Origin of the sequence: Kribbella sp. NBC_00359 (assembly GCF_036097425.1) — a bacterium.
Lineage (GTDB): Bacteria > Actinomycetota > Actinomycetes > Propionibacteriales > Kribbellaceae > Kribbella.
This window is the reverse complement of record NZ_CP107975.1, coordinates 6279301-6296937: the sequence shown is the minus strand read 5'-3', so window position 1 is coordinate 6296937 and position 17637 is coordinate 6279301. Positions and strand designations below refer to the sequence as shown.

Below are 17637 nucleotides of genomic sequence, written 5' to 3'. Positions count from 1 at the left end.
TAGCTCAGGCCGGGACGGTCAGCTTCTCGTTTTCCCTGACCGCGGAGGCCGCACGTTCGCGCCGGGCCAGCCCCAGGAACGGCAGGGCGCAGAGCTGGATGACGGCGGTCAGCAGGTAGGCCGGGCCGTAGCCCCAGACGTCCGCGGCGCGGCCGAGGGCGGGCTGGATCACCACGCCGCCGGCGGAGCCGAGCAGGTTGTCCGACGACAGCACGGTCGCCCGCTGAGCCGACGGGATGTGGCTGTTCAGGTACGCCTGCCGGACCGGGCTCATGGCGGCGAACATCGTGCCCCACACCATCAGCAGGCCAAGCGCGGCCCAGAACGAGGTCACCAGACCGATCAGCGCGATCACAGCGCCGGAGGTGGCGATGGCCACGACAAGGGTCAGGATCCGGTCCCGGAAGATCCGGGCGATGTACGACGCCGACGCGCCACCCGCGATCTGGGCACCGGCGACGATCCCGGCGGACAGCCCCGCGATCGCATAGGAGTCGGCGTGGCCGTACAACTGCAGGAGATACGGCTGCGCGGCGTAGAAGCCGTACACGCTGGCTCCGGCGGTGAACGGGCCGGCGAGCATCAGCCAGCGGACCGGCGGGTTCAGCAGCCCGTGCCGCAGCGAGGCCCGCAGGATCCCGCCCATCTCGGCGCGCACCGAGACCCGCGGCTTCGGGGTGAAGCCGATGTCGTGCATCGCCCGCCACGCGACGGCGAAGGTGATCACGAGCAGCACTGCGCGAGCGACGTACGGAACGCCGAGGTTCGTCACCTGGGCGAGCAGGCCGCCGCCGATCGAGCCGGCCATCATCGCGATCCCGCCGGCCACCTGCCCCTTGGCGAAGGCCTCGTCGAGCGATCCGCGGTAACCGGTCGCGTGCAGTCCGTCCACCAGCCACGCATCGGTCGCACCGCTGAAGAACGTGAACCCGAGCCCGAGCAGCGCCGACACCACCGCCCAGGCCATGAACGGCGCGTGCGTCTGCCACAACAGCAAGTACAGCAACGTGGACGCGATCAAGGTCACCGTCCCGAGCAGGTACGACGTACGCCGTCCGACCGTGTCCGCCACGACGCCGGTGGGGATCTCGAACAGCACCATCCCCGCGGTGAAGAACGCGTTCGCGGCGAACGCCTGCCCGATGCTCAGCCCCGCGTCGAGCAGGAACAGGGTGTTGATCCCCCAGATCATCGAGGACGCGCCCGTCGACACCACGACCAGCGTGATGTAGGTCCGCAGTACCCGCTCCGGTGTCATCCCGGCACCTCCTCCGTCGTCACCGGGTACGTCGGAACCGGCCGCCGCGTCTCGACATGACTGCCTCCCCGGCGCTGTATCGTCCGGTCCCGTGACGGATCATCAGCAGACGGACGCCGGTCATGGCCCGAGCGCCCGCGACACGGTCAGGCTCGCGGTCGTGATCGGCGCGCTCGGGGTCGTCTTCGGCGACATCGGGACCAGCCCGATCTACACGTTGCAGACCGTGTTCAGCCCGGAGGACCCGCACCCGGTGCCGGTCAGCGACTCGAACGTCTTCGGCGTGGTGTCGGTGATCTTCTGGTCGGTGATGATCATCGTCACGGTCACCTACATCCTGCTGGCGATGCGCGCCGACAACGACGGCGAGGGCGGCATCATGGCCCTCATCACCCAGGTACGCCGCTACGGCGCACAGCCGGGCCGCCGGGCCGCGGTCGTGCTGGCCTCGGTGGGCATCTTCGGCGCGTCGCTGTTCTTCGGCGACAGCATGATCACGCCGGCCATCTCGGTCCTGTCCGCGGTCGAGGGCCTCAAGGTCGTCGAGCCGTCCCTGGGCGACTACGTCGTACCGATCACCGCGGTGATCATCATCGTGCTGTTCCTGGTCCAGCGTCGCGGCACCGAGGCGGTCGGGCGGGTCTTCGGGCCGGTGATGATCGCCTGGTTCGCGGTCATCGGCGTGTGCGGCATCACCGGCATCGTCGAACACCCGGGCATCCTCAAGGCGCTGTCGCCGACGTACGCGATCGGTTTCCTGGCCGGTCACTTCCACATCGCGTTCTTCGCACTGGCCGCGATCGTGCTCTCGGTCACCGGCGCCGAGGCGCTGTACGCCGACATGGGCCACTTCGGCCGCCGAGCGATCACCCGCGGCTGGCTGTTCCTCGTGCTCCCGGCCTGCACGCTCAGCTACATGGGCCAGGGTGCGCTGATCCTCAAGGACGCGGCCAACATCCGCAGCCCGTTCTTCCTGCTCGTGCCCGACTGGGGCCGGCTGCCACTCGTCCTGCTCGCGACCGCGGCCACCGTGATCGCGTCCCAGGCGGTGATCACCGGTGCGTACTCGGTCGCCTCGCAGGCCGCGCAGCTCGGCTACCTGCCGCGGCTCCGGATCCAGCACACGTCGGCGACCACGATCGGCCAGATCTACGTCCCCTGGATCAACTGGCTGCTGCTGGTCTCGGTGCTGACGCTGATCTTCGCGTTCCGCAGTTCGGCCGCGCTGGCGTACGCGTTCGGCATGGCCGTCACCGGGACGATCACGATCATGACCCTGCTGTTCTTCTACGTCGCGCACTACCGGTGGAACATCCCGAAGTGGCTGATCTTCGCCGGGGCCATCCCGCTGCTCGCGGTCGACCTGCTGTTCGTCGCCGCCAACCTCACGAAGCTCGCCCACGGCGCCTGGCTGCCACTGCTGATCGCGATCACCGCGTTCACGATCATGACCACCTGGCAACGCGGCCGCGAGGTCGTCACCACCGAACGCGAGGACTCCGAAGGCCCACTGCGGGAGTTCGTCGCCCAGTTGCGCAGTGGGGAGCTGGTGGCTCGGGAGGTCCCGGGGACGGCGATCTTCCTCAACCGGGGTAGCCGGACCGCACCGCTGGCATTGCGGGCCAACGTCGAGCACAACCAGGTGCGGCACGCGCACGTCGTGATCCTGTCGATCGAGACCGAGCCCGTCCCCCGCGTCGCGGACGACCAGCGGGCGTTCGTCGACGATCTGGGGTACGGCGACGACGGGATCACCTATGTCACCGCGAAGTTCGGTTACATGGAGACGCCCGACGTACCCGCCGCCCTGGCCACGCTCGATCCCGAGGAGACCGAGGGCCACATCGACCTGGACAACGCCTCCTACTTCCTGTCCAAGATCGAACTCCGCGCGGGCGAGGCCGACACGATGGCCCCCTGGCGCAAGCACCTGTTCATCGCCACGTCCCACATCACCGCCGACGCGGCCGAGTTCTTCAACCTCCCCCGCGACCGCACCGTCATCATCGGAGCCCACATCGAGGTGTAAGGCGCGCGATTCGTTCAAGCCTCGCGAGGACAGGCAGTCCTAGCGTCGAGTCATGGACGACCTGATCGGACCTGGCCACCCGCTGTACGACGTACTGCGGGTCCCGGCGCAGCCGCGCTATCGGGACGCGCGGCCGAAGGCGATCGCGCGATGTGCGTCGGTCGAGGACGTGGTCGAGGCGCTCGCGTACGCCAGGCAGACCGGGATGCACGTCGTGCCGCGTGGCGGCGGCCACTGCTTCGCCGGGCGGTCGTCGACCGACGGTCTCGTCCTCGACCTGTCACCTCTCAACGCGATCTCCGTCAGTGCGGACGGGTTGGCGACCATCGGCGCGGGCGCACGACTGGCCCAGGTGTACGACGTACTGCACCGCCACCGACTGACCATCCCGGCTGGGTGTGGGCCGACCGTCGGGATCGCCGGGCTCGCGCTCGGCGGCGGGCTGGGACTGCTTGGTCGCCGCTACGGCCTGACCTGCGACCGACTCGTCGCTGCGACCGTGGTTCTCGCGGACGGCAGCGTGGTGACGTGTGACGAGCAACGTGACGCGGATCTGTTCTGGGCGCTGCGGGGATCCGGAGGTGGTCAGTTCGGCGTGGTCACGTCACTCGTCTTCGCCGCCGTACCGTCACCGGCCGCCAGTCGCTTCGTCCTCACCTGGCCGCGTGAGCAGGCGGCCGCCGTCATCGCAGCCTGGCAGGATTGGGCTCCCGACGCGGCGGACGACATCACCGCCAGCCTGACCGTCACGCCGGCGGAGGGGCGAATGTTCGGCGCCGCCCTGAGGCCACACCTGCTCGACGACCTCGCCGGACCGGCGCCCGACCTCGACATCCGCGACGGTCTCAGCTGGCCGGAGCTCAAGCGCAGCTTCTCCGAGGGCGACTCGGACGACGATCGCGTCATCACCACCAAGTCCGAGTTCTTCCGCCGGCCGCTGCCGTCCGACACCATCGCCGAGCTCCTCACCCACGGCTGCGAACTCAATTTCACGCCAATGGGCGGCGCCTACAACCGCGTCCCCGCCGGCGCGACCGCGTTCGTCCACCGCAGCGAGCGTTTCCTGCTCGACCACGCGGGTGCTGATGCCGAGGCGGTACGCCGTTCCTGGAACGCAGCGCACCCGCATGCCTCGGGCCACATCTATCCTAACTTCCCCGACCCCGAGCTCACCGACTGGGCCGAGGCCTACCACGGTTCCAACCACGCACGCCTCGCCGCGATCAAGCATCACTACGACCCTGAGCGCGTGTTCCACTTCCCGCAGTCCCTCTGAGAGAACGGAGCTGTCCGATGATCGTGCTCTACATGTCGATGTCACTCGACGGATTCGTCGTCGGCCCGGACGACAGCATGGAAGAACCGATGGGCCGCGGAGGCTTCCGGCTGTTCAACTGGCTCGACGACCGCGAGTCCGACGGCCCGAGCGGTCAGGTGTACAAGGAGTCGCTCGCCACCGGGGCGGTGATCGCGGGGCGGCGGACGTTCGAGCACGCCGGCCGCTGGAACGGCGACCACCACGACGGGGTGCCGATCTTCATCCTCACCCACCACGTCGACGAGGACGACGTACCGCCGGGCAGCGCTCGCTTCGTCACCGATGTCGCCGAGTGCGCCGCGCTGGCCAAGGCGGCCGCAGGTGACCGCAACGTCATGGTCCACGGCGCCGGCGCAGCGCAGGCCCTCCTGCGTGCGGGGCTGCTCGACGAGTTGGAGCTGCACGTCGTCAACGTCCTGCTCGGCCAGGGCCGGCGACTGTTCGACAACCTGCCGGCGGCGTACATCGAACTCGAGCCGGTCCGCCAACTCGTCGACCGCGACGTGACCCACCTGCACTACCGCGTCGTGCACTAGAGCCAGGGCGGCAGTGGCTCGGCCGGTTTCCCGTCCGCTGCGAGCACACCGTCGTACGACCGCCCGGCGAGGTGCGCGGCCACCTCCGGCAGCGGACCCGTCACCTCGGGTACGTCGCCGCGCTTGGCCCGGATGTCCGCCGACAGAGCTTCGAGGAAGTCGGCCGGCAGGTCGGCGAAGGTCACGCCCGTGCCGAGGTCGACCGCGTGGATCATCACCTCCCGGCTGCGCATCCACGGGGTGTCGGACGCAGGGATATCTCGTCCCTGGGCATTGAGCAACGGCCGCTGCCACTGCTCGTCGGTCAGCTCGGCCATCGCGTCCGCGAGCACCTGCGCGGACTCCTCGAACCAGGCGAGCAACTCGTCGGCCGGCCGCACCGCGGCCGCCTCGATGTCCGCGCCGCGCTGCTCGGGCGACGCGTACATCCGGCGCTCCTCGCCGGTCCTCGCCCAGTACACGAGGTTTCCGATCGCCTCCGCGTTGAGCGACAGATGAGCCGCGACATGCTTGCGGGTCCACCCTGGCAGCAGCGACGGTCCCTCCAGCTCCACGAGCGCTCCCCGGCACAGCGCTGTACCCGCGGCAACCCACTCGTGTGATCGCATCAGCCTGCTCATGGTCGAAACGTAGCGGACCAGGCCAACCTCCGGGTCCGGTGTACGGCGCGGGTTCTTGCGGCGGTGCGGCGATCTGGTGAAACTGAGCCGAACGAAAGAGGGGGCTACATGGTGACGACGATCGGGGTGGTCGGGCCGTCCGATCTGGTCACCTCCAGCAGCCGGATCGTCGGGGCGCTGCGTGGGGTGGAGGTCGTCCCGCTGCGGTACCGGCGCGAGACCGACACTCCGAAGGTGATGGCCCAGGCGCCGCCGAGCGTCGACGCGTGGCTGTTCACCGGCGTGGTCCCCTATCAGCTCGCGGCCGCGCACGACCTGCTCGACCGCCCGGCGGCCTACGTCGAGTACACCGGCGCCACGCTGATGCGGGCGCTGGTCCAGCTGCTCCGGGAGGGCCGCGACGTCACCTCGATGAGCATCGACGTGCTCGACGAGGCCCAGGTCCGCGAGACGTTCGACGAGGTCGGGTTGCCGACCCGCGGGATCCGCGTACTGCCGTATCGCCAGGGGCTGAGCTCGGACGACGTGATCGCGTTCCACCGCGAGGCCGGCGCCACTGTCGCGATCACTTGCCTGCGGTCGGCGTACGAGAAGCTCCGGACCGAGCAGACCACCCTCCGGCTGGCGCCGTCGGTCCACTCGGTGCGGGCGGCCGTGAACAGTCTGCTGCTCGTCCACGGCGCTTTGCGCAGTGACGATGCGCAGATCGCGCTGGGCCTGGTCGAGATCGCCGCCGACGGCGAGAGTGCGCTCAGACGCGAGGCCGGCTCGCTCGGGGGCAGCGTCATTCGGTACGACGACAAGCGGTTTCTGGTCGTGACCACGCGTGGACCGCTCGAGCAGGCGACGGCTGCGTTCACCGAGCTCGGCATGCTGACCAGGCTGAAGGAGCAGTTCGGGCCGGTGCGGATCGGATTCGGCATCGGCGGCTCCGGGACCGAGACGGAGGCGCTCGCCCGGCGGGCGCTCGGCCGGGCGAAGACGGCCGGCCGGACCGCGGCCGTGGTCTCGTTGCGCAACGACATCGATCTCATCCTGGTCGGCGGCGCGGCGCCGCGGGCGCAGCAGCGCTCGAAGCTGCAACTTCTCGCCCAGCGCGCCGGGCTGTCCAAGGCGACGCTCGAGCGCCTGCAGGAACTCGTGCACGCCACGCCGGACGACGGACTGACGACCCGGACCGTCGCCGATTACCTCGGCATCCAGCCCCGCACCGCCCGCCGGGTTCTCAACCGGCTGGAGCGCGCCGGGCTCGCCGACGCCACCGGCACCCAGGTCGGCAACGGCAGCGGCCGCCCGCTGGTCGTCTACCGCGTTCATCTCTGAGCTTTCCCCGGCCTGTTGACGCGCTGACGCACGTCCGGCTAATTTCAGACATGACCGTAATTCGGTGCGCCGCGTCCCGGGAGGCCTTGTGGACAAGCGATTCCTACGGAGATTGAGCAGTCTCGTCGTCATATGCGCAGGCATGGTGAGCGTTTCGGCGCCGGCGCAAGCAGCAATTCCGGACTTGACCGAAACCACCGTCACCAGCCTGGGGCCCGCGTCCGCGGTGACGTCGACCAGCGTCGCCGAACAGGTCGGCGACCGGATCTGGACCATCACGTCCGGCGTCTCGCCGGTCCAGGTCGGCGCCTTCGACCCGGCCGGCCGAACGGTCGATCGCAAGCTCTCCCTGCCCACCGGCGCCGGCGCCTGGGCGATGACCCATATCGGCACCGATCTGTACGTCGGCCTCTACACCCCCGGCGACGTCTACCGGATCGACACCACCACCGGAACAGCCACCAAGGTGGCGCGGTTCGGCTCGTTCATCTGGTCGATCGCCGCGACACCCGACGGCAAGATCGTGGCCGGCACCTACCCGGACGGCACCGTGCACGAGTACGACCCGGCCACCGGCGCCACCAAGGAGTACGGCGCCGCCATCGCCGGGGAGCAGTACGTCCGCAGCATCGCCGCCGACGCGACCACGATCTACGCCGGCGTCGGCACCAAGGCCCACCTGATCGCGATCGACCGTGCCACCGGCGAGCGCCGCGACGTCCTGCCTGCGAAATACGCCGATCGCACCTTCGTCGCCACGCTGACCCTGGAAGGTACGACGCTCGCCGCCGGCCTCTCGCCGACCGGCACGATGCTGCTGTTCGACACCGCCGACCTGAGCAACCCGGCCGAGGTCCAGACCCCGGGCGGCGATCAGTACGTCACCGCGATCACCATCGACGCACCGACCGGCGACGTCTACCTCGGCACCCGGCCGTCGGGCACCTTGTACCGGTACCGCGACACCACGCTCACTCGACTCGGCTCGCCGTACGACGGCGCCTACTTCAACCGGATCTTCGTCGACGGCTCGGCCATCCGTGCGGAGCTGACCAGCCAGGTCGTCGACTTCGACGAGGCGTCCGGGACGTTCACCGGCACCGACCTCGGTCAGGCCGGACTGCCTCCGGCGCCGGAGCAGGCGATGGCGATCGCCGCCACCGCGACCTCGGTGCTCGTCAGCGGCAAGGCCGGCGTCCAGATCCACGACCTGGCGACCGGCACGAGCACGCGGACCTTCCTGCCGGGCGAGGCGAAGACCCTGACCCCGGTCGGCCGGGACGTCTACCTCGGTGTCTACACGCTGGCCCGGCTGTGGTCGATGAAGCCGGACGGCACCGCCCTGCACGAGCTCGGCCAGATCGGCAACGAGCAGACCCGGCCGACCGACGACGCGTACGACGCGCGGTCGCGGACCTGGCTGATCTCGACAGAGCCCGACTACGGCAAGTACGACGGCACTCTCACCGAGCAGCATCTGGACACCGGCGTACGAGAGGTGCACCGGGGCGTCGTACCGCAGCAGTCCGTCCGATCCGTGGCCACCGACGAGGGAATCGCCTACCTCGGCGGCGCCACCCGGAACAGCCTGGGCACCGACCCGATCTTGCCGGAGGCAACTGTCGTCGCCTTCGACCTGCGCCGCAACCGCACGTTGTGGGAAGTCGCGCCGCTCCCGGGAGCGCAGAGCTACAGCGATGTGCTGACGTATCGCGGTCGGCTCTATGCGACCACCGACGACGGGCGGCTCGCTGTCCTCGACCCCCGCACCGGCAAGGTGCTCGCCACCGCCGTGATCGGGACCGCGCAGAGCCGGCTGACAGTCGCGCGGGCCGGACTGTTCGGGACCGACAGCCAGCGCGTGTTCCAGATCGTCCCGAGCAAGACGGGTGCGCCGACCGTGAAGACGGTCGTCGACGGGCTGGGTGCCCAGATCTACAGCTACCCACTGATCACCGCGTCGCCTACGGGTGACGCGCTCTACACGATCAAGGGCCGTGACCTGGTCCGGATCCAGGGGCTGCGATGACTGTCTCCCGCCGTACGGTGCTGGCCGGCGCGCTCGTGACCACCGCCGCCACCGCGTTGCCCACGATCGCCGCTCATGCGGAGGACGCCCCGATCGACGGCACCACGCTGCCCAGCTTCGGACCCGCCTGTCTCACCGCGGCTGTGGTCGCGATGGCGGTCCACGACGGGCGCGCGTACGTCATCAGCCGGGGCATCGTGCCACCGCGGCTGACCGAGATCGACCTCACCACGAGGCGGGTCACCAGGACGGTCGAGCTCCCGGTCGGTGAAGGCGGCTGGGGTATCACGGTTGCCGCCGGCAAAGTGTTCGTCGGCCTGTACCCGGTCGCCGATGTCTATTGCTTCGACCCGGTCACCGCCGAACTCACCCGGGTCGGCAGCCTGGCCGGAGCGGGCGGCTTCGTCTGGGACCTGGTGACCTCTCCTGACGGGCAGGTCTTCGCGGTCAGCTATCCGAACGGCACGATCTGGCAGATCGATCCGGCCACCAACGCCCTCATCCGGATCGGGACTCCAGTGCCGGGCGCGCAGTACGGCAGGTACGTCGGTGCCGCAGGCAACTTCGTCTACGCCGGGATCTACACCCCGTCGCAGCTGGTCGGCTACGACCGGACGGACGGCAGCTTCCGCGACCTGACGCCGGAGGCGATCCGCGGGCAGAAGTTCGGGCCGTTCGCCGCGACGGCCGACCGGGTGTACGCAGGCAGCGACGGCTCGCTGACCAGCATGGCGCTCGACGGCACCGCCGTACGGATCGTGCCGCTGCCGGCCGGCGAGACGAGCATCGACGCCCTCACGGTCGCTCCGGACGGTACGGCGTACGCGACGACGCGGGGCTCCGGGACCGTCTGGTCGTGTGGGCCCGGCGACACGAGCCTGACTGCGCTCGCCACGCCGGCGCCTGCCGATGAACATCGCAAGCTGGAGCTGCTCGATGCGAACACCCTGCTCGGCTCGACCGGGTCGGGCGTGCTGTGGTGGCTCGACCTGGGAACTGGTGAGTTCGAGCTGCTCGATCTCATCGACGCGGGCTTCATCCCCGAGGCCGACAAGCCGCAGTCGATCTTGCTCGGCGACCCACACCTGTACGTCGGCGGCCACTGGGTCATCAGCGAGCACGCCATCGCGACCGGCACCACCCGGCGGATCCGCGTCGCGGGCGAGGCGAAGACGCTCACCTGGCTGCGTGGCGAGCTGTACTCCGCGCTCTACCCGAGCACCGAGGTGGTCCGGGTGAACCCGCGCACCACGGAGGTGCACAGCTTCGGCACGATCGGCCATGACCAGCTCAGGCCCTGGCAGGCGGCGTACGACGCGAAGTCTAAGCTGCTCGCGATCGCCTCAGCACCCGGAACGGGGAAGCTCACCGGAGCGCTGACACTGCTCGACGTGCGGACCGGCGAGCTGGACGTGCACTACGGCATCCTGCCCGATCAGAGCGTGATGACGGTCTCGATCGTGGACGGCATCGCCTACCTCGGCGGCGACGTGGTCGGCGGTGGCGGCATCACGCCGACCCGGACATCGGCCTCCATCGCCGCATTCGATCTGTGCAGGCGGAAGCTGCTGTGGACAGTCGAACCACTCGCCGGTGAGCGGTCCATCCAGAGTGTCGCGGTTCGCGACGGGGTCTTGTACGGCGTACTGAAGCGGACCAGCGGCGGCTGGTTCACGTACGACCTCCGCACCAGGGCCGTCGTCCGAGGCACGAACAAGCTCTCCGGTTACGGCCAGCTCCACACTGACCGCACCGGGGTCTACTGTGAGACGAACTTCGGCGGGAACCTGTATCAGCTCGGGCCGGGGCTCACCGAGGCGAAGCTACTGGTGAACAAACTCGGCGACGGGTGGTACACCGTGCCCCAGCTGACGCCGGTCCGCGGCGAGCGGCACAGCGTGTGGGGCCTCGCCGACCGCGATCTCGTCCGCCTACCGTTGCCGTGAGCAACATCAACTCCAGGAGGTTCGCAGCGATGGAGAAGACCGTGCTCGCGCGGGACGGGGGCACTCCGGTGCGCACGTCCCCGCTGCCGTCGGTGATGGACGCCAGCGGGCGGCGCTTCGGCGACGACGAGGTCAAGGCGGTGGAGCGGGTGCTCCGCAGCGGCATGCTGTCCGCGACCTGGGGCACCGAAGCGCCGGCGCTCGAGCTGGAGTTCGCCGACCTGCTCGGCGCCGGGTACGCGGTCGCGTGCAGCTCGGGTACGGCGGCTCTGCACCTGGCGGTGGCCGCGGTCGACCCCGAGCCCGGTGACGAGATCATCACCACGCCGATCAGCGACATGGGCACGGTGTTCCCGATCATGATGCAGAACGCCGTACCGGTGTTCGCCGACGTGGACCCGATCACGGGGAACCTCGACCCGGCCGCGGTCGAGGCCGCCATCACGCCGCGGACCAAAGCCGTGATCGTCGTCCACCTGTTCGGCAAACCGGCGCCGGTGCGGGAGTTGCGCGAGCTCTGCGATCGGCACGGGATCCTGCTGATCGAGGACTGCGCGCAGGCCTACCTCGCGCCGGTCGGCGACACATTCGTCGGCCGGATCGGGCACATCGGCTGCTTCAGTCTGCAGCAGACGAAGCACATCAGCGCGGGTGACGGCGGGCTGGCGGTCACCGACGACGCAGCGCGGGCCCGGCGGATGCGGCTGTTCGCGGACAAGGGCTGGCCGCGCGACACCGACGAGCGGACGTATCTGTTCCTGGCGCTCAACTATCGGATGACCGAGCTGGTCGCGTCGGTCACCCGCGCGCAGCTGACGCGACTGCGTGGCGTCGTGGCAGATCGCCGTACGACGGCTGCCCGGGCGTCGGCGGGGATCGCGGATCTGGCGGGGATCACGGCTCCCCCGGATGGCGGCGACCACGTCTACTGGCAGTACCCGTTGATCCTCTCGCCTGCCGCAGGCGAGCTGCATGAGTGGGCTGGTGCGCTCACGGCTGAGGGTGTGCCGGCGAACGGCGGATATCTGACCGGCCCGCTGTACGCCGCACCGGCGGTCCGGGAGCGGATCACCTACGGACAGTCCGGTTTCCCGCTGCAGGACGTCTCGTACCCGGTCGGTCTGTGTCCGAATGCCGAGGAGCTGATCAACAGCCGGCTGCTGGTCCTGCCCTGGAACGAGAACTACACCGAGGCCGACGTCGACGACATCGTCGCCGCGATCCGCAAGGTCCACAGCGCACTGGCCCGGGAGGCCCTATGACTGTGTTGAATGCCGCGCCTCCGGCGCGGGGGTCATGGGGCTCTAACTCCCGGCCTTCCCTCGTCGCTCCAGTCGCTACGCTCCCTCCGCTCCTCAGTCCAGGCCGGGAGGCCCCATGACCGACACTCCCCCGCTGCTCGACTGCGACGTACTGGTCGGGCACGACGTCACGACCGGCCGCTGGGGCCGGGCCCAGACGGTGCAGGAGGTGTTCAAGGCCACGGGCATCTCGGGTGGGGTCGTGTCCTCGCTGCGGGCGGTGCACTTCGACGTACCGTCCGGGAACGACGAGGCCCAGCAGGTTGCCGAGAGCAACGGCTGGTCGCTGTGCCCGGTGCTGGACCTGCGTGATGCGCTCGGTGCCGAGCGGGAGCTCGAGCGGCAACTGTCCGCCGCGTCGCCGCCGCGGGCGATCCGGCTGGCGCCGACCGCGCAGAGCGTCGAGCCCGGGTTCCCTTCCTTCGGCCACGTGGTGAAGCTGCTGGTGGAGGCCGGTCTGACGATCTTCGTTGAGGGCGACGTACGGCGCGTCGGCCCGGCGCTGCGTGGACTCGGGGCGCGGGTGGTGTTCCTGGACACGCATTTCTACTACCTCGGCGACTTCGTGATCCTGGCCCGCTCGGAGCCCGGGTTCCACACCTCGACCCGGATGCTCACCGGTCCGGACTCGCTGGAGATCGTCGCCGGTGAGGTCGGCGCGGACCGGTTGGTCCTCGGCTGCCGGACACCGTTCCACGAGACCCGCTCCGTCGTACGCCGGCTGCTCACGTCCAAGCTCACCCCCGCCGAGATCGCCCAGACCGGCAGTCAAAACCTGACCACCCTCCTGGAGCCGACATGCTGATCGACATACGCGCCCACTGGTGCCGTCTTTTGGAGCCATCATGCTGATCGACGTACATGCCCACTGGGGGCCTTGGTTCTTCTCCATGGACGTTGGACCGATCGACGTCAACATCGAACTGATGGACCGCTTCGGCATCGACATCCAACTGGTCTCCGCGATCGAAGCCATCGTGTACGACGCTCCCGTCGGCAACCGGTCGCTCGCGGCACAACTACCCGCCGACCCACGACTGCGCGGGATGATCGTGGTCGACCCGCGCCGGCTCGACGAGGCGAAGGCCGACCTGCGCGAACTCCTGGCCGGGGACGGCCGGACGCGGTGGGTCGGCGCGAAGATCCACACCGAATACAGCCGGACGCCGATCGACTCCCCTGCGATGCAGGCCGCGATCGAGCTCACCACCGAGTACGGACTGCCGACACTCGTCCACACCTGGGCCGGCAACGTCGTCGACCTGGCCGACGTCGCGGACCGCGTCCCGGACGCCCGGGTGATCGCCGGCCACATGGGCGCCCCGGGCTGGCCACTCGTCCCCGAGGCCGCGTCCCGCTCGGACCGCATCTGGTTCGAACCCTGCTGGTCGGCCCCCGACGCCAACCGCATCCGCTGGATCCTCGACAAACTCGGCCCGTCCCGCCTGATGTTCGGCACCGACGCCACCCTGATCGACCCCTCGGTAGCCATCGGCGCCTTCGAAGCCGCCAACCTAACCCCCACCGAACACCAAGCCACCATGTGGCAAAACGCCACCACCCTCTTCGCCCTCTGACCCCTCACCCCGCCCACCCGCACCTCCGCCTCCGCCCCACCCCACCCGCGCCTCCGCCACCGCCGCCGGCGCCGCGCGAACCCTCCACTACAGCGGGCACCCCCTCACCTGGAGGGTTGCCCCTTGAGAATCTGAGGGGGCAACCCTCCAGTCAGGGGGCAGCTAGGCGGCGCTACCAGGTCGCCCCTGGGGACAACTGGTGGCGCACAGCAGCCGCGACTGACGCCCTACGGCAGCCACGAAGACTCCCGGCACACAGCAGCCGGGACGACTGGCGACGGACAGCTGCCGGTGCACCGCGGCCAGGACGATGCCGGTGTGCGCGCCGGGGACTTCGGACAGGAGCAGGGGCCTGGCACAGGATGTCGGGACTTGGGACATGTCATGAGGTGTGCCAGGCCCCGACATGGTGTCCGCGCTCCCGCCAGAAGGCACCCCGACGGACGGGTGGGGCCTCGGGTGGCGGTCGAGGAAGGTCGGCCGGCTTCTGTTGCAGGGTCGGGGTGGGGGCAGGGGCGGAGGGGGTTAGGTGGCGCCTGGGTGGGTGGGGGCTAGGAAGACGATGATGTCGTGTTCGGGGCCGCGGGTTTCGGGTTCCTTCCAGCCGATGCGGCGGTAGAAGGCGATCGTGGCGTGGGCCTGGTTCCAGGTCAGCAGCCAGGCGCGCGGGTGTTCCGCGGTGGCCAGCGACAGGAGCCGCCGGCCGAGGCCGGTCCCCCGGGCGCGCTCGGCCACGCCGAGCTCGTCGATCTCGAACGCGCCGATCAGCAGCTCCCTGACCTGCTCCGGCCCCAGCCGGTCGAGCACGCTCCCGTACGCGCGATCCCGGCGGAACGGAGCCGGCGTCGTCCAGCCGCTCACGAACCCGGCGATCCGACCGTCCTCCGACCGCTCGATCCAGGCGCTGAACCCGTCCCGGAGCGCATCGCTGTCCAGCCGCTTCCGGAACGCGATCCGGGTCTGCTCGGGATCCCGGTGGTCCCACGGCGGTGCCGTGAACACCTCGACGTACGCGTCCGTCAGTTCCTCCGCGATCCCGAGGATGTCCGCGCCATACGTCTCCATCACCTCAACCTAGCCCCGGGCGCACCTGCTGCACCGGCGGCAGCCAGTCCGCGCCCGCTCAGTCCGCAGCCAGTCAGTCCGAGGCCGGTCGGCTCGTGGCTGGTCAGGTTGTGGCCGGGGTGGGGGTAGGGCTCCGCAGGTGCGGGGGGCGCGGTGACTGGGCCGGGCGCGACCGGCGCGGTCCGTGCGGCGGGCGTGGTCAGGGTGTGGCCGGGGTGGGGGTGGGCCGAGCGCGACCGGTGCGGTCACTGGTCCGGGCGCGACCGCGCGGCGACTGGGCCGGGCGCGACCGCGCGGCGACTGGGCCGGGCGCGACCGCGCGGTGACTGGGCCGGGCGCGACCGCGCGGTGACTGGGCCGGGCGCGACCGCGCGGTGATTGGGCCGGGCGTGGTCAGGGTGTGGCCGGGGTGGGGGTGGGCTCCGCGGGTGCGGGGGGCGCGGTGAGTGGGCCGGAGGCAACCGGCGCGGTGAGTGGGGCGGACGCGACCGGGGCGGTGAGTGGGGTGGGTGCGGCCGGGGCGGTGAGTGGGGTGGGTGCGGTTAGGGCGGGCGGTGTGGTGGCGAGCGACTCCAGTTCGGTGCGGAACTGGGGCAGCATCCATCGGAACGGCTGGTCGAGCACGCGGGCGATGGTTGCCTCGTCGACGCGGAGCAGGCCTCCGATCCGGGTGAGCGCGTCCGGCTCGTCGGTCGCGGCGTACAGGAGATGGACGACCTCGTGCCGGTGTGCGAAGACGGCCAGCGCGGCGGCGGCCAAACCTGCGTCGATTTCGGGCGGACTGGTGATTTCCCCGTTAACTGTCACGACACCATCAACCCGCCAAAGGCCCGGTCGGTTACGTGTCAGTCGTTCAGTGGCCTCGCGCAAGGCTCAGCTCGGCAGCCAGGACACCTTGCCGAGAAGGTAGGTCGCGCCGATCAGGGCGGTGGTGTCCATCAGCGTGTGGGCCACGACGAACGGCATGATCCGGCCCCAGCGGCGGTACAGGTAGGTGAAGATCACGCCCATGATCACATTGCCGGCGAAGCCGCCGAGGCCCTGGTAGAGGTGGTAGGAGCCGCGCAGGAGCGCGCTCGCGGCGGTGGCGCTGCGGACCGACCAGCCCAGCTGGTCCAGGCGGTGGTTCAAGTAGCCGAGGACGATGACTTCCTCGAGGATGGCGTTCTGGGCGGAGACCGCGACGAGGATCGGGATGCGCCACCAGTAGTCGGGGAGTTGGGACGGGTCGACGGTCAGGTTCACGCCTGAGGCGTGTGCAGCGATGTAGAAGAGCAGGCCCGCTCCCCCGATGCAGGCGGCAACCGCCGCCCCCCGACCGAGATCGCGCCATCGGTCCCTCAGATCGAATCCGATCGCCCGGAGCGACTCACCACCGCGCGCGAACAGATGCGCCACGAGCGCGACCGGCACCAGTGCGGTCACCACCGCGAAGATCTGCCAGGTGAGATCCAGCCACGGACGCCCCGGCGCCCGAGACCCCACGATCACCGCCGTCTGCCCACTGATCGGCTTCGCCGACGTCAGCACCCCCAGAAACGAAATGAGCGCCGACACCCCGGAGGCCCCCAGGGACAACGCCAGCACCAACCAAACCTCCTGCGTCAGCAGCCGCCGACTGACCCCGACCGGCATCGCAACAGAAGACGAATCGCCGGAGTCGGCACCGGCGCGCGCTGGGGACGCCGGAGGAGTCGTTGTGGATGACGGGTCACCGGAGTCGGCACCGACGTACGCCGGGGATGCCGGAGGGGCCGCGACCGACGACGGACCGCCGGGACTCGCCGGTGTGGTCGCGGTGGACGACGGCTCGACGGAGTCGGCACCGATGCGCGCTGGGGAGGCCGGAGGGATGGCGGCAGACGACGGACCGCCGGGACTCGCCGGAGGGGTCGCGGTCGAAGACGGATCGCCGGCACCCGCGCGCGCTCGGGAGGCCGAAGGGGTCGCTGACGGACCGGCGGGACTCGCCGCGGCGGAGGCCGGATCACCGGCGTGGGTTGCGGACGATGACGAGTCGATCGGGGCCGGCGGGGCGGACGCGGACGAGTCGGCCGGGGGCGGCGGGGCGGACGATGACGGGTCGGCCGGGTGTGGGCCGGGCGGGGTGAGCTCGGCGGGATCGGCGGATTCGTCGGCGGATCTCGTCATGCGACTACTATCCCCCCGCCGGCCCACGGACCGCCCTTCAGCACCCAGAGCCAGAATGGGCCGGGTGACAGGTGAGTGGTGGTCGATCGTGGCGGGTGCCGCCGCCGGCATCGTGCTGCTGTGGATAGCGCTGATCGTGGCCCTGTGGTTCGCCCGCCCCGACGAACTGCGGATACACGACGCCCTGCGGCTCCTGCCGGACCTGGTGCGACTGCTGCGCCGCCTGGCGGCTGACCGAACGCTGCCCCGCGGGGTGCGCATCCGGCTATGGCTCCTACTGGCCTACCTCGCCGTACCGTTCGACCTGGTGCCCGACTTCATCCCCGTGATCGGGTACGCCGACGACGCGGTGATCGTCGCGTTCGCACTCCGTTCGGTCACCCGCCGAGCCGGCCCTGCCGCACTGGACCGGCACTGGCCCGGTACGCCGGACGGCCTGGCCGCCGTACGACGCCTCGCCGGCCTCCCCGCGGCCGGCTGAGAC

15 protein-coding genes are annotated in these 17637 nt (G+C 70.2%); 10 read left to right on the top strand and 5 right to left on the bottom strand.

Features of this window, described 5'->3' with window-relative positions; translation table 11 throughout:
- Positions 1 to 4: 4 nt before the first annotated feature.
- Complete coding sequence (locus tag OG876_RS30785) at positions 5 to 1258, bottom strand: MFS transporter (protein ID WP_328520161.1); 1254 nt, start codon at positions 1256 to 1258, stop codon at positions 5 to 7.
- Positions 1259 to 1349: 91 nt separating this feature from the next.
- On the opposite strand from OG876_RS30785, the gene OG876_RS30780 reads away from it, so the two are divergent.
- Genes OG876_RS30780 through OG876_RS30770 form a run of 3 tightly spaced genes read left to right on the top strand, consistent with a single transcriptional unit; the run spans position 1350 to position 5141 of the window.
- Entirely contained in the window at positions 1350 to 3287 is a 1938-nt protein-coding gene (locus OG876_RS30780; protein WP_328520160.1) for a potassium transporter Kup, read from the top strand.
- A 52-nt stretch (positions 3288 to 3339) separates the two neighbouring features.
- Entirely contained in the window at positions 3340 to 4563 is a 1224-nt protein-coding gene (locus tag OG876_RS30775) for an FAD-binding oxidoreductase (RefSeq protein WP_328520159.1), read from the top strand.
- A 17-nt stretch (positions 4564 to 4580) separates the two neighbouring features.
- Positions 4581 to 5141 (top strand): dihydrofolate reductase family protein, encoded by a 561-nt coding sequence (locus OG876_RS30770; RefSeq protein ID WP_328520158.1) that lies wholly within the window; start codon positions 4581 to 4583, stop codon positions 5139 to 5141.
- Here the strand turns inward: OG876_RS30770 and OG876_RS30765 are convergent.
- Positions 5138 to 5761, bottom strand: coding sequence for a maleylpyruvate isomerase family mycothiol-dependent enzyme (locus OG876_RS30765; RefSeq protein ID WP_328520157.1), 624 nt, complete (start codon positions 5759 to 5761; stop codon positions 5138 to 5140). The genes OG876_RS30770 and OG876_RS30765 overlap by 4 nt on opposite strands.
- A 108-nt stretch (positions 5762 to 5869) precedes the next feature.
- On the opposite strand from OG876_RS30765, the gene OG876_RS30760 reads away from it, so the two are divergent.
- From OG876_RS30760 to OG876_RS30735, 6 genes are all read left to right on the top strand, one after another.
- Positions 5870 to 7084 (top strand): helix-turn-helix domain-containing protein, encoded by a 1215-nt coding sequence (locus OG876_RS30760; protein ID WP_328520156.1) that lies wholly within the window; start codon positions 5870 to 5872, stop codon positions 7082 to 7084.
- 184 nt (positions 7085 to 7268) lie between these two features.
- Positions 7269 to 9113: an outer membrane protein assembly factor BamB family protein gene (locus OG876_RS30755; RefSeq protein WP_328520155.1), complete on the top strand. Its 1845-nt coding sequence runs from the start codon at positions 7269 to 7271 to the stop codon at positions 9111 to 9113.
- Positions 9110 to 11059: a hypothetical protein gene (locus tag OG876_RS30750; protein WP_328520154.1), complete on the top strand. Its 1950-nt coding sequence runs from the start codon at positions 9110 to 9112 to the stop codon at positions 11057 to 11059. Before OG876_RS30755 ends, OG876_RS30750 begins: the two co-directional genes overlap by 4 nt.
- A gap of 29 nt (positions 11060 to 11088) precedes the next feature.
- The gene (locus tag OG876_RS30745) at positions 11089 to 12321 is read left to right on the top strand and encodes a DegT/DnrJ/EryC1/StrS family aminotransferase (protein WP_328520153.1); all 1233 of its coding nucleotides are present in this window, start codon (positions 11089 to 11091) and stop codon (positions 12319 to 12321) included.
- A gap of 115 nt (positions 12322 to 12436) precedes the next feature.
- Positions 12437 to 13165, top strand: a complete 729-nt coding sequence (locus tag OG876_RS30740) for a hypothetical protein (RefSeq protein ID WP_328520152.1) — start codon at positions 12437 to 12439, stop codon at positions 13163 to 13165.
- A 40-nt stretch (positions 13166 to 13205) separates the two neighbouring features.
- Positions 13206 to 13937: an amidohydrolase family protein gene (locus tag OG876_RS30735; RefSeq protein WP_328520151.1), complete on the top strand. Its 732-nt coding sequence runs from the start codon at positions 13206 to 13208 to the stop codon at positions 13935 to 13937.
- Between the two features lie 525 nt (positions 13938 to 14462).
- Here OG876_RS30735 and OG876_RS30730 read toward each other — a convergent pair.
- The 3 genes from OG876_RS30730 to OG876_RS30720 all read right to left on the bottom strand — a co-directional run bounded on the left by OG876_RS30730 (position 14463) and on the right by OG876_RS30720 (position 16637).
- Positions 14463 to 15002: a GNAT family N-acetyltransferase gene (locus OG876_RS30730; protein ID WP_328520150.1), complete on the bottom strand. Its 540-nt coding sequence runs from the start codon at positions 15000 to 15002 to the stop codon at positions 14463 to 14465.
- 393 nt (positions 15003 to 15395) lie between these two features.
- Positions 15396 to 15809, bottom strand: coding sequence for a hypothetical protein (locus tag OG876_RS30725; protein WP_328520149.1), 414 nt, complete (start codon positions 15807 to 15809; stop codon positions 15396 to 15398).
- A gap of 66 nt (positions 15810 to 15875) precedes the next feature.
- Positions 15876 to 16637: a CPBP family intramembrane glutamic endopeptidase gene (locus OG876_RS30720; protein ID WP_328520148.1), complete on the bottom strand. Its 762-nt coding sequence runs from the start codon at positions 16635 to 16637 to the stop codon at positions 15876 to 15878.
- A gap of 64 nt (positions 16638 to 16701) precedes the next feature.
- On the opposite strand from OG876_RS30720, the gene OG876_RS30715 reads away from it, so the two are divergent.
- Positions 16702 to 17634, top strand: coding sequence for a YkvA family protein (locus OG876_RS30715; protein WP_328520147.1), 933 nt, complete (start codon positions 16702 to 16704; stop codon positions 17632 to 17634).
- The last annotated feature ends 3 nt before the right edge of the window (positions 17635 to 17637 follow it).